Annotated in this window: 13 protein-coding genes; 9 read left to right on the plus strand and 4 right to left on the minus strand. The window is 65.0% G+C overall.

Features of this window, described 5'->3' with window-relative positions; genetic code table 11:
* Window positions 1-22 precede the first annotated feature (22 nt).
* From secY to OHB12_RS29150, 5 genes are all read left to right on the plus strand, one after another.
* Complete coding sequence (gene secY / locus OHB12_RS29130) at window positions 23-1,345, plus strand: preprotein translocase subunit SecY (RefSeq protein ID WP_327112600.1); 1,323 nt, start codon at window positions 23-25, stop codon at window positions 1,343-1,345.
* Window positions 1,342-1,887 (plus strand): adenylate kinase, encoded by a 546-nt coding sequence (locus tag OHB12_RS29135; RefSeq protein WP_327112601.1) that lies wholly within the window; start codon window positions 1,342-1,344, stop codon window positions 1,885-1,887. The genes secY and OHB12_RS29135 overlap by 4 nt, the downstream gene beginning before the upstream one ends.
* Before the next feature lie 30 nt (window positions 1,888-1,917).
* Window positions 1,918-2,715: a type I methionyl aminopeptidase gene (gene map, locus OHB12_RS29140; RefSeq protein ID WP_327112603.1), complete on the plus strand. Its 798-nt coding sequence runs from the start codon at window positions 1,918-1,920 to the stop codon at window positions 2,713-2,715.
* 77 nt (window positions 2,716-2,792) lie between these two features.
* Window positions 2,793-3,044, plus strand: coding sequence for a type II toxin-antitoxin system Phd/YefM family antitoxin (locus OHB12_RS29145; protein ID WP_327112605.1), 252 nt, complete (start codon window positions 2,793-2,795; stop codon window positions 3,042-3,044).
* Window positions 3,041-3,304: a Txe/YoeB family addiction module toxin gene (locus OHB12_RS29150; RefSeq protein WP_327112607.1), complete on the plus strand. Its 264-nt coding sequence runs from the start codon at window positions 3,041-3,043 to the stop codon at window positions 3,302-3,304. Before OHB12_RS29145 ends, OHB12_RS29150 begins: the two co-directional genes overlap by 4 nt.
* A gap of 189 nt (window positions 3,305-3,493) precedes the next feature.
* Here OHB12_RS29150 and OHB12_RS29155 read toward each other — a convergent pair whose 3' ends face one another.
* The 4 genes from OHB12_RS29155 to OHB12_RS29170 all read right to left on the minus strand — a co-directional run bounded on the left by OHB12_RS29155 (window position 3,494) and on the right by OHB12_RS29170 (window position 7,054).
* Complete coding sequence (locus tag OHB12_RS29155) at window positions 3,494-4,294, minus strand: class I SAM-dependent methyltransferase (RefSeq protein ID WP_327112609.1); 801 nt, start codon at window positions 4,292-4,294, stop codon at window positions 3,494-3,496.
* A 29-nt stretch (window positions 4,295-4,323) separates the two neighbouring features.
* The gene (locus OHB12_RS29160) at window positions 4,324-4,752 is read right to left on the minus strand and encodes a DUF4254 domain-containing protein (RefSeq protein WP_327112611.1); all 429 of its coding nucleotides are present in this window, start codon (window positions 4,750-4,752) and stop codon (window positions 4,324-4,326) included.
* Window positions 4,749-5,198, minus strand: a complete 450-nt coding sequence (locus OHB12_RS29165; protein WP_327112613.1) for a DNA-directed RNA polymerase subunit beta — start codon at window positions 5,196-5,198, stop codon at window positions 4,749-4,751. The genes OHB12_RS29160 and OHB12_RS29165 overlap by 4 nt, the downstream gene beginning before the upstream one ends.
* A 332-nt stretch (window positions 5,199-5,530) precedes the next feature.
* Entirely contained in the window at window positions 5,531-7,054 is a 1,524-nt protein-coding gene (locus OHB12_RS29170; protein WP_327112615.1) for a hypothetical protein, read from the minus strand.
* Between the two features lie 323 nt (window positions 7,055-7,377).
* Between OHB12_RS29170 and dtd the strand changes: the two genes are divergently transcribed.
* The 4 genes from dtd (at window position 7,378) to OHB12_RS29190 (ending at window position 10,675) form a co-directional block, all read left to right on the plus strand.
* The gene (gene dtd, locus OHB12_RS29175; protein ID WP_327112617.1) at window positions 7,378-7,821 is read left to right on the plus strand and encodes a D-aminoacyl-tRNA deacylase; all 444 of its coding nucleotides are present in this window, start codon (window positions 7,378-7,380) and stop codon (window positions 7,819-7,821) included.
* 392 nt (window positions 7,822-8,213) lie between these two features.
* Complete coding sequence (locus tag OHB12_RS29180) at window positions 8,214-9,779, plus strand: hypothetical protein (RefSeq protein WP_327112619.1); 1,566 nt, start codon at window positions 8,214-8,216, stop codon at window positions 9,777-9,779.
* 41 nt (window positions 9,780-9,820) lie between these two features.
* A complete protein-coding gene (locus OHB12_RS29185) occupies window positions 9,821-10,180 on the plus strand; it encodes a hypothetical protein (RefSeq protein WP_327112622.1) in 360 nt (119 codons plus the stop codon).
* 3 nt (window positions 10,181-10,183) lie between these two features.
* Window positions 10,184-10,675 carry a YbaB/EbfC family nucleoid-associated protein gene (locus OHB12_RS29190; RefSeq protein ID WP_327112624.1) on the plus strand — a complete coding sequence of 164 codons (492 nt, stop codon included), beginning with the start codon at window positions 10,184-10,186 and terminating at the stop codon, window positions 10,673-10,675.
* The last annotated feature ends 146 nt before the right edge of the window (window positions 10,676-10,821 follow it).

Below are 10,821 nucleotides of genomic sequence, written 5' to 3' on the forward strand. Positions count from 1 at the left end.
ATGTCGTTCGCCAGGAGGATCAGTGCTTTCCGCCTTCGTATCGGCCTTCCGGACTCCGGACTTACGGCGGAAGATTCTCTTCACGCTGGGGTTGATCGCGTTGTACCGTGCCGGTGCTTCGCTGCCGTCCCCCGGCGTCGACTACAAGGCGGTCCAGGAGTGCATCGACCTGGTCTCCGGCGGTGAGTCCGCCGGTATCTACCAGCTGATCAACCTTTTCTCCGGTGGTGCGCTGCTGCAGTTGTCGGTCTTCGCGATCGGCATCATGCCCTACATCACCGCGAGCATCATCATCCAGCTGCTCACCGTCGTCATCCCGCGGTTCGAGGAATTGCGCAAGGAAGGCCAATCCGGCCAGAACAAGATGACGCAGTACACCCGATATCTATCGGTGGCGTTGGCCATTTTGCAGGCGACCGGTCTTGTCGCGCTCGCGGCCCGCGGCCAGCTGCTGCAGGGCTGCCAAAAGGACATCCTTGCCAATACCAGCGTCTTCGGCATGATCGTCATCGTTCTCGTGATGACGGCGGGCGCGTCGCTGGTCATGTGGTTCGGCGAACAGATCACCGAGCGCGGTATCGGCAACGGTATGTCGCTGCTGATCTTCGCCGGCATCGCAGCGCGCATTCCGACCGAGGGCAAGTCGATCCTGGACAGCCGTGGCGGCCTGGTGTTCGGCCTGGTGTGTGTCGCTGCCATGGCGATCATCACCGCCGTGATCTTCGTCGAGCAGGGCCAGCGCCGGATCCCGGTCCAGTACGCCAAGCGTGTGGTGGGGCGGAAGATGTATGGCGGCTCGTCGACCTACCTGCCATTGAAGGTGAACCAGGCGGGCGTCATCCCGGTGATCTTCGCGTCGTCGCTGCTGTACCTGCCCAACCTGGTGGCGCAGCTGACCTCGTCGCAGAACAATCCGGACCCGAGCTGGTGGCAGAACATCATCCAGAAATATCTGGTGAATCCGGGGAACCCGGTCTATATCGCGATCTATTTCGGTCTGATCGTGTTCTTCACCTACTTCTACGTCGCGATCACCTTCAATCCGGAGGAACGCGCCGACGAGATGAAGAAGTTCGGCGGCTTCATCCCGGGGTACCGGCCCGGTAAGCCGACCGCCGACTATCTCAACTTCGTCCTGAGCCGCATCACCCTCCCCGGCTCCATCTACCTCGGTCTGGTCGCGGTGCTGCCGAACCTGTTCCTCGACATCGGTTCCTCCGGTGGCCCCCAGAACCTTCCGTTCGGCGGTACCGCGGTGCTGATCATGGTGAGTGTCGGTTTGGACACCGTGAAGCAGATCGAGAGCCAGCTGATGAATCGAAATTACGAAGGGTTCCTCAAGTGAGAGTTGTACTGCTCGGTCCGCCGGGTGCCGGCAAAGGCACCCAGGCCGTCCTGCTGTCGGAGAAGCTGGGCGTCCCGCACATCTCGACCGGGGACCTGTTCCGCGCGAATATCAGCCAGCAGACTTCGCTGGGGCGCGAAGCGCAGAAGTACATGGACGCGGGCGATCTCGTGCCGAGCGATGTGACCAACCGCATGGTCGAGGCGCGGGTCAACGAGCCCGACGCCGTCAACGGTTTCGTGCTGGACGGCTACCCGCGTACGGTCGACCAGGCCGACGCGCTGGAGAAGATTCTCAAGGACATGGACACCAAGCTCGACGCGGTGCTGTGTTTCGTCGTGCCGGAAGACACGGTGGTGGGACGGATGCTCGCCCGTGGCCGCGCCGACGACAACGAGAGCGTGATCCGCAACCGGCTCCGGGTGTACCGCGACGAGACCGAGCCGCTGCTGGAGCACTACGACGGGCTGGTCGTCACGGTGGACGGCGTCGGCGATGTCGACGAGGTCAACGCGCGGGCGCTGCGCGCGCTGGGCCACTGATGTCGCTCGGGCTGGAGCGCTGAGGCCGGGATGGTCTTCCACCGCAAGAAGAAGGTCGTGCCATTCCGCACGGCAGGTGAACTGGATGCCATGGCGGCGGCGGGCGCGATCGTCGGCCGTGCCCTGGTCGCCGTGCGCGCGGCCGCCAAGCCAGGGGCATCCACCCTGGAGCTGGACGAGGTCGCCGAACAGGTGATCCGAGATGCGGGCGCGGTCCCGTCGTTCAAGGGCTACCACGGATTCCCCGCGTCCATCTGTGCGTCGGTGAACGACCGTGTGGTGCACGGGATTCCGAGTGCCGAGGAGATCCTCGCCGAGGGCGATCTGGTCTCCATCGACTGCGGCGCGATCCTCGACGGCTGGCACGGTGATTCGGCCTGGACCTTCGGCATCGGCACGATCATCGAGGCCGACCGGTTGCTCAGCGAGGCGACCAAGGTGTCGATGGAGGCCGGTATCGAGGCAATGGTGCCCGGTAACCGGCTCACCGACGTCTCGCACGCCATCGAGCTGGGCACCCGCGCCGCCGAGAAGACACACGGACGTGGCTACGGCATCGTCGACGGCTACGGTGGTCACGCCATCGGCCGGGAGATGCACCTCGACCCTTTCCTCGCCAACGAAGGTGAGCCGGGTAGGGGCCCGAAACTCGTGGTGGGATCGGTCCTCGCGATCGAGCCGATGCTCACTCTCGGCACCACCCAGACCAAGGTCCTCGACGACGACTGGACCGTGGTCACGCTCGACGGCAGTCGTGCGGCACATTGGGAGCACACCGTCGCCGTCACCGAGGACGGCCCCAGGATCCTCACCCTCCGCCCGGAGTAGACGCTGCCAGCGGACTGGCATCAATTGTTACACAACCTGCAGTGGTACCATTTTCCGTACCACTGCAGGGAGATGACATGGCCGAGGCAATTACCGTCAGCGAGGCACGGAAGCATCTTTTTCCGTTGGTAAAGCGGGTAAATGAGGATCACGACACGGTCGAGATCGTGTCGAAGTCGGGGCAGGGAAATGCTGTCCTCATGTCCAAAGAGGACTACGACTCCCTTATCACTACGCTGGAGTTGCTGAGCGACAACGGGCCGAGGCTGCTGAAGTCGATCGCGCAGGCCCGCGCGGGCCGCGTTCACGAGCATGAGCTGCTCGAGTGAGGCTCGTCTTCACGGAGCTTGCGTGGGAGGAGTACGCGTCCTTTCTTCAGCGTGACCGCACTGTTCTGAAGCACGCGAACGCGGTGATCGCCGACATTGTGCGCGATCCATTCGACGGCATCGGGAAACCCGAGCCGTTGAAGCACCAGCTGGCCGGGTTCTGGTCGAGGCGGCTCACGCAGGAACATCGAATCGTCTACCAGGTCACCGGCGAGGATATCGTCATAGTCCGAGTCGGCGGCCACTACGAAAAGTCCTAGGCGAAATGGCATGTGGCGCAACATGTTACTTCCGGCACCACGGGGGAGGCCGAACCGCGCAACTTTCGGCCATATATCGCTTGATGCCGAGCAGAGTGCGACTCGCGGACGATCTGCGACGAGCCTATGCGGTGTCGGATCAGTAGGCCGATCGCACGGTGTGCATGTCCGTCTAGCAGTTCTGACTTGTCAATCGACGACGAGGTCAGCCCGGCGGCTCGCGCGGATTACCCAGGTCCGCAGTGGCATGTCGAACTCGCCCTCGACCGTTTCCGGCCTGCTGCGCAGGTAGTCCGTGACACGGCCGAGCACCTCGGTTCGCTGTTGGGCCGAAACCACCAGTGTGTACGAATACGTCCCGATGGTCGCGGCGAGCGATTCGGCGGTCCGCCGATGGGCATGCGGGAACTCAGCGTGCTCGAAATCCTGGAATAACGGGTGCTCGGGCAGCTTGTCGTCACCCGATTTCGGCAGTGGGGACGACGTATCCGATCGGGCGACGCGCGCCAGCCCGGCGACCCAGTCGACCCGCATGTCGTCGGTATTCCAGAGCGCTGCGAACACCCCGTCATCGCGCAGTACACGCGCGAACTCCGGGAAGGCGCGCTGCTGGTCGAACCAGTGGAACGCCTGCCCGGCCACGATCGCGTCAACCGAGCTGTTCGGCAGCGGAATCGACTCCGCCGCACCGTCATGCGCGGTTACCTCGGGCAGTCGCCGTACGAGCTCGGCGCGCATTTCGGCATCGGGTTCGACCGCGATCACGGTAGCGCCTGCAGCGAGCAGTCCCCCGGTGAGCTTGCCGGTACCTGCACCGAGGTCGAGAACGACTGGCGCCTGCTTGTCCGCAATGGGTTGTAGTGCCCACTGGATGGCGTCCGCCGGGTAGTCCGGCCGGTGTTCGGCGTAGGCGGCGGCATGCACGCCGAAGGAGCTCGCCCGCTTGGCGCGCAGGGCAGTTGTCGCGTCGGGATCGTTCGAATTCCCCATGCGTTCACCCTACGGCGGGGCGGGCGACCCTACGATGCGCCGGGTAGCCGCCGGATGCCCGCGCAGACTTCGGCCGCCAGATCGTCGTAGCCGACGGCGAGCTCGCCGAGGCGCTGCCAGGCCTCCCGGAGGTCCCATTCGGAGGCTCTGGCGAGCGCCGCGTAGGCGTGCGCGGTGAACTTGGCCAGGCGGTCGATCACGGCGCCGATGGTCTCGGTGTGCACATGTGCCGCGCCGTGTGCGGGTGGCAGTTGTACAGTGATCCAGCGGTCGATATCGCGAATCAGTCTCGCGCGCAACGCGTCGATCTCGTCGATGTCCGCGTCGGCCATGGCGAGCATGCGCTCGTGCAGTGTTGTCAGCTCGTGTGCGCAGCGCAGCATCGGGTTTCCTCCCGACAGCTCGCCTCTGCACGCTTGCAGTACTTGATGTTTTGCGGGCAGGGACGTCATCGTCATCGTTTCCCTGATCTCATGCAGGAGCGGACGGTGTCGACAATGGACGAGCCGGAAGGGCGGAAACCGTTCTGCGGAGGCACGATCCACCGGCGGTACTTGGCGTGGGCATCGACGGGGGAGGGCAGTGCGATCTCGCCGCCTCTGGGCACGATCGACACGTTGAGGCGGAACAGTTCGGCGAACAGCCGGACGTCGTCGGATAGATCGGGGTGGATCAGGAAAGTCCATCGCCCGGATCGCACGTGGGAAATAATCGGACCCGGCTGGATTCGCCGGTGGGCGAGTTCGCTGCGGACCTGCTGCCCGAGCGCGGCGGGCATCGTGATCGCACCGACGAAGCCGGCCCGGACGACGATTCGGCCGATCTCGGGGTGGACACCGGCGGGCAGGTCGCAGGTGTGTCGGTAGTAGGCGCATCGTGCGGTAGGTGTATCCGCTAACGCCATTTGGTCCATGGGAGCCTCGGCTAGCTTCGTCTGTCTTCTCAGGTCGTCCGGTCGGTGCTATGGCGTCGGTGCTGTGATCCGGCGCACCTTTCGGGCGCTGTTTCAGTAGAGCACTCCCACGGAACGGTATTAACATTCCGTTCAATTTGTTCTCGGAAGATTCCGCTGCGCCCCGGTCACCGGCGTAACTCGACGCACATTCCTATATTCAGTTTGTCTCACTAACTGCTGGTCTAATCACCGGCGAGCGGGCGGTCGGGAACCCATGGCATCCTGTTCATCGCCGTTCGCTATAAGAGCCGCAAGTTTGCTGCGACATCTTGTGGTGCGGCTCATGGCGTCGTTCGGAAGAACAGTGCGCGGTCGCCGTGCTCGGCCAGTGGTGTGGTGACGCCGATCTGCCGCAGGCCGCTGTCGGGCAGGTAGGTGAGGTTCGAGAACATCTTCGTGTTGCCGAAGGCGGCGCGGAGCTTGGTCTCGGTCGCCCGGTCGGCGTTGTAGTCGGCGAGGGTCTTGAAGTCCAGTGGCGCGAGCGGCTTGTCGAGCGGGGCCTGCCCGGCCGGGCGGCCGAGCGCGGCATACTGGGTGGCCGCGCCGTGCTCGTACCAGCACAGCTCGTAGGCCACGTTCTCGGTGACCGTGATGGCCGCCACCGGCCAGTCCTGGGAAAGGCGCAGCGCCAGCGGATGTTTCGCCACCGGCGTGAGCTCCCAGTTCAGGCTCATGACCGTCACCCAGCCGCCGTAGGGCTGGTCGATCAGCACGATGTCGTCGCCGAGGGAGCTCGCGGCGTTCACCTGAGGATCGGCGATCTTCCAGTTCTCCCCGTGCGCACCGAGGTAACTGTCGCGGTCGAGAGGATAGGCGTCGTCGATCGCGTACGCCGCGATGATCGCGGCGCGCACCTGGGCGATGGCATCGCGGTCCGGGCAGTACACGCTCAGCGCTCCGAAGGTGGCGCCGATCTGCACCGGCATCGAAGGCGGGTCCGGCTCCGCGCCCGGCGTGAGCGGCCGCAGGCCGACCAGAGCCAACTTCCAGTTGATCTCCTCGACGGTCGACAGGTCGCCGGAGGACTTGAACATGACCTGCTGCTGGGTCAGCCGCCCGGCCTGTTCGAGCGTGCGGCAGCCCAGCTCGAGCAGCGCGCGATGCGATTTGGGCGTGAGATCCAGGTCCTGAATCCCGCACGCGCGCAATCGGATCGACATGCTCGTGGAGGTCAGGGCCGAATACCGTTCGCGATACATGGCGATGGCCTGTTTGCGTGAGCGCCCGACCATCAGCGTCCGCAGCAGGGTGCTCAGGCTGGCGAGGTACTTGCCGGAGAGGTCCGGGTTCGCGGCGGCGAGTGCGGCGCGGATGCGGGCCGCCTCCTCGGTTGCCGCCACCGCGGCGCCCTGGTCGAGCCTGCCCAGCCAGACGCCGCACTTGGACAGCCCATCGGCGCAGGGACCGGCGACTTCCGGATGCGCCCTTGCCACGTGCCGGTACACGTCGCATGCGCGGCGGATCGTCGTCGTCGCGAGCTCCCTGCGACCGCTGTGCCGCGCGGCCTGCTCGAAGGATCGCAGCGCATCGTTCAGCTCGCCCGCGAGGCGTGCCGTCAGTACCTGGCCTCTGGAGAGCAGTCGCAGGCGGATCGCCACCGCTTCCTCGGCGGGCGCAAGCGCCTCCCTGGTCCGATCGCGGACCGACCCATTGGTCTTGGTGGCGATCAGGCCCTTGGCGAGTTCGCCGAGAGAGGCGGCGAGCCGCAGCTCGGATTCGACCGAACGGTCGAGGGCCGCATACCGATCGTCGCCGATCCGGCGCTCCAGCGCGTCCAGATCCATCGCGATCCTCGTTTCCAGCATGATCCTCCGCCAACGCGCGGCGGTCCGCGCAACGCATCTTTTTGGGCGAGTCTGTCACGGTTACCGCCTGCGCGCACCTGGATCCGCCGAGGCCCGGTGGACCCGTTCATGAGTGAGCGTAGCGAGCGAGCAACAGGCACACCGTTATAGCGGTCATGACGGAGCCGAGCGTCAGTGCGGTGGGAGTCGACGAGCGAGCGTTGCGAGTGAACAGCGACCGTGGTCATGGTGGAACCGAGCGCGAGCGCGGTGGAGTCATCAGCGCGGCGGTGCAGGCGACCTGTGCGGCTGCCCGGGCCATAGGCAAGGCATGATCGAGAGTCGTGCGAGCCCTCTTGCAGCGCGTGACTTCGGCGCAGGTGACTGTCGATGACCAGGTCGTCGGTCGCATAGACCCGGCCGACCACGGTGTCCCGCACGGTCTGCTCGTTCTGGTCGGAGTGACCCACTCCGACACCGAGGTGACCGCGAAGACGTTGGCCGAGAAAGTGTGGTGGCTGCGGATTCTGGAGGGCGAGCGCTCGGCCGCGGATCTGCGCGCTCCGATCCTGGTGGCCAGTCAGTTCACCCTGTACGCGGACACCGCCAAAGGTAGGCGCCCCTCGTGGTCGGCGGCCGCTCCCGGCGCCACCGCGGAACCCCTCGTCGATGTCTTCGCACAGGCGCTGTGTGAACTGGGCGCCACGGTCGCCACCGGTCGGTTCGGCGCGCATATGCGGATCGAGCTGGTGAACGACGGGCCGGTAACCCTCCTGCTGGAGATTTGAGCGGATCGGCGGTACTCCGGACCGGCGGCTGTCGACTCCGTCCGTGATTGCATTGTGTCGCGGCCGATCTCGGGTCCGAGATCCAGCCGCGTTGTTGTCGATAGCGGATACCTGCTTGTGGCGGTGGAAACACCTGGCCTGCAAGCGACCAGCGCCGGCAAGCCCTGGTGCCGTGGTCGATCGGTAGTTATGTGATGACCTGGCCGTTGACGGTGACCGAGGCCGGGAAACCCGCTGTGCAATGGCCCGTATAGCTCGATCCTGCCGCACCGGGAGGCTTCCCGCTCGTGGGAGCCTGTGATTGGGGACCTGCGTTTCAGGCGGCATGCAAGAATGGGGGGATTGTAGGCAAGGCCATGGGGGCCGATAAGGATGACCGGCGGAAGCGAACAGTGAGCGATCAGGACAAGGACAACCCAGGCGGGGAAATCCCGGGCGACGCCAACGAGAACAACGAGGCGCCGGATGTCGGTTTCAGTTTGTCGCCGGATGCCCCGGATGCTGCGGATGCGCCGGATGTTGCGGATGTAGTTGAGGGTGTCGTGGTTTCTGAGGGGGGTGGTGAGGCGGCTGAGGGCCGGGATCGGGTGTTGGCGCGGGAGATCGCGGATGTGTTGGCTGGGGCTGCTCCGGAGGGGTGGCGGCAGTTGGATGCGGTGTTCGCGTTGACCACGGTCAATGGGTATGCCGAGGTGGTTTATACCGATGGTGAGCGTTCGATGCGCGCGGAGCCGCCTGCGGTGGTGTTGGAGCGGGTGCGGGAGCATCGGGGGTTGGTCGCGGAGTTGGATGGGGAGCCGTGGTGGCGGTTGCTGGTCCGGTTGAGTGCGGTGGGGGAGTTCGAGGTCGATTACGACTTCGGTGATGAGCCGTTCCCGGATGGGCAGTTGTTCGAGCCCGAGTCTTATCGCGCGGATGTGGAAGTGTTCCCGCGTGAGACGTTGCCGGTGTGGCTGGCTGCGTATATCGGGCATGGTGGGCGGCAGGCGCGTACCCCGCAGGACGCGGCGGTAGGGGCTCGGGCCGACCGGGCGGGCAAGGTGTGGCCGTCGTTGGCGGAGAACGAGTTTCCTGATTTCCCGGAGATGTGGGCGCGGTGGGCGTGTATTTCGGCGGCTTTCGTCGCGGCGGGTTCGGATTGGGGTCCGCGGGTGTTGCCGTCGATGGGCTGGTTCGAAAGCTCGCGGCGTGGTGGGTGCACGTTGTATTCGCTGCCGGGTGGTCGTGCGGTGTTGTCGGGTGGGGTGTGGGAGTCGGCGAATCTGGATGCCACCTATAACGATGGTGCGCCGATGCCGAGGTTTTATGCGGGCGCACCGGAGTGGGTGGCTAATCCGGTGCTGAACCCGCGGGCAGCGACGGGGTTGATGTCGTTTGTTTATTGGTGGGAGGGTGGGCGTTGGTATCGGGGTGAGTCCCCGTCGGCGGAGCAGTGCGCTACGGCGGTGCCGGGGGTGTGGACGGCGAACACGGTGGTCGGGATCGTCGCGGGTTTGGCCGCGCAGCCACCGAGCGCGCAACACCGCAGCGCCGCGGCGGCTTTGGTGTCTGCCGCCGAGGTGGGTGTGGTGACCCGGGACACGGTGGTGAACCTGTTCGCCGAGGACGACCGGTTCGATATCGATGGCGCGATGTATCAGTTGACGCTGGCGGGGGTGGTGGCGTCGCTGCCACAGCAGATGCCGGAAGAGGAAGCGATCTTCCGGGTCCGTTCCTATGTCGAGGGTCGTGGTTTGGACACGACGGGTTACCCACTCGATCAGCTGGTCGGTGACCGGTTCAGTTGCGGCTGGATGGTGTATGTGCCGGTACCTCGGGGTGAGATCGCGATCGGCCGGGCCATCTTCTATATCGCTGATGACGGAGTGCTGGAGCACTCGTCGTCCTCGATCGCTCCGACCACGTTCGTGAAGGGTTTCGAGCAGCGTTTCCAGCAACGCCAAGGCGCGCAGGTATGACCAGGTCCAGCTCGGTTACGCGGGAAAGATGAGGGTTGCGCATGACGCAGAACGAAAGCCTCGACGTCGACACCACAGCTTTGAAAGAAGCCGGCGGTGCTCTCGCCGAGGCCCAGGAAGCGTTGATCAACCACAGCAGGACAGCGGCGTCGTTGTGGGGCAAGTTCCTGACCGTCGCCGCGGGTGATGATTTCAGCGAGGACTTCATCCGAGACAAGGGCGGGCAGCAAGGCCTGCGGACACAGTTCACCGCGGTGCACGACGGAAACAACAGTGCCGCCGAGGTGGTCGGTGCCGCGTCCAAGGGGCAGGTCGATGCGGCGGATTCGTTGAAGAATGTCGATATCGGGTCCGGTCACACCATCGCCAACACTGTCCCGAACGTCACGGTGAAGGGTTGAGGCATGGCGGATGATTTTGCCGACGCTTCCTTCGCGGAAGCGATGGATTCCTTTACCCAGCAGATGCAGTTGATTTCGGGGTTACAGCAGCAGCGGGCCCGGTTGACCGCGTCGGCTTCGGTGCGGGATCGGCGGGTCACGGTGACGGTCAACGCCGACGGTGTGGTGATCGAGACCAAGTTCTCCTCGGATATCGACGATTTGGATTACGACGAGATCGCCGCGGCGATGACCCAGGCCGCGCAGCAGGCCGCCGCGGAGATCGCTCGCCGGACCGACGAACTCCTCGCGCCGTTGACCGAGCAGAAGATGACGATGCCCAAGTTCTCGGACCTGGTCGAGGGGTTCCCCGACGTGCAGGGACAGATCCCCGCCGCGCCGGTCGTGTCGCTGGCCCCACCGAACGCGGTGGAACGTCAAGAGGTAGCCGACGACGAACCGGGTCGGGTAAGGCCGTCGGATCGGTCTTCTGGAGTTTACGATTCCAGCTGGTGACCTGAGATGGGTTGCCATGTCCGCTGATTCGGTGCTATCGAATTTCGATGGGGTTTCGGTAGCGCGTGTGTGGTGTGGTCGGTCCGTCCCTGAGTATTTCGGGCTGTGTGTCCGATCTTATTTCCGTCGGGTCCGGGTGATCTGAC

Source organism: Nocardia sp. NBC_01730, from assembly GCF_035920445.1.
GTDB lineage: Bacteria > Actinomycetota > Actinomycetes > Mycobacteriales > Mycobacteriaceae > Nocardia.

Bases quoted from the DNA above. Each gene is read 5' to 3' on its own strand.
- map (WP_327112603.1), top strand. From the start codon at position 1,918: ATGGTCTTCCACCGCAAGAAGAAGGTCGTGCCATTCCGCACGGCAGGT.
- OHB12_RS29145 (WP_327112605.1), top strand. From the start codon at position 2,793: ATGGCCGAGGCAATTACCGTCAGCGAGGCACGGAAGCATCTTTTTCCG.
- OHB12_RS29155 (WP_327112609.1), bottom strand. From the start codon at position 4,294: ATGGGGAATTCGAACGATCCCGACGCGACAACTGCCCTGCGCGCCAAG.
- OHB12_RS29160 (WP_327112611.1), bottom strand. From the start codon at position 4,752: ATGACGATGACGTCCCTGCCCGCAAAACATCAAGTACTGCAAGCGTGC.
- OHB12_RS29165 (WP_327112613.1), bottom strand. From the start codon at position 5,198: ATGGCGTTAGCGGATACACCTACCGCACGATGCGCCTACTACCGACAC.
- OHB12_RS29170 (WP_327112615.1), bottom strand. From the start codon at position 7,054: ATGCTGGAAACGAGGATCGCGATGGATCTGGACGCGCTGGAGCGCCGG.
- OHB12_RS29185 (WP_327112622.1), top strand. From the start codon at position 9,821: ATGACGCAGAACGAAAGCCTCGACGTCGACACCACAGCTTTGAAAGAA.
- OHB12_RS29190 (WP_327112624.1), top strand. From the start codon at position 10,184: ATGGCGGATGATTTTGCCGACGCTTCCTTCGCGGAAGCGATGGATTCC.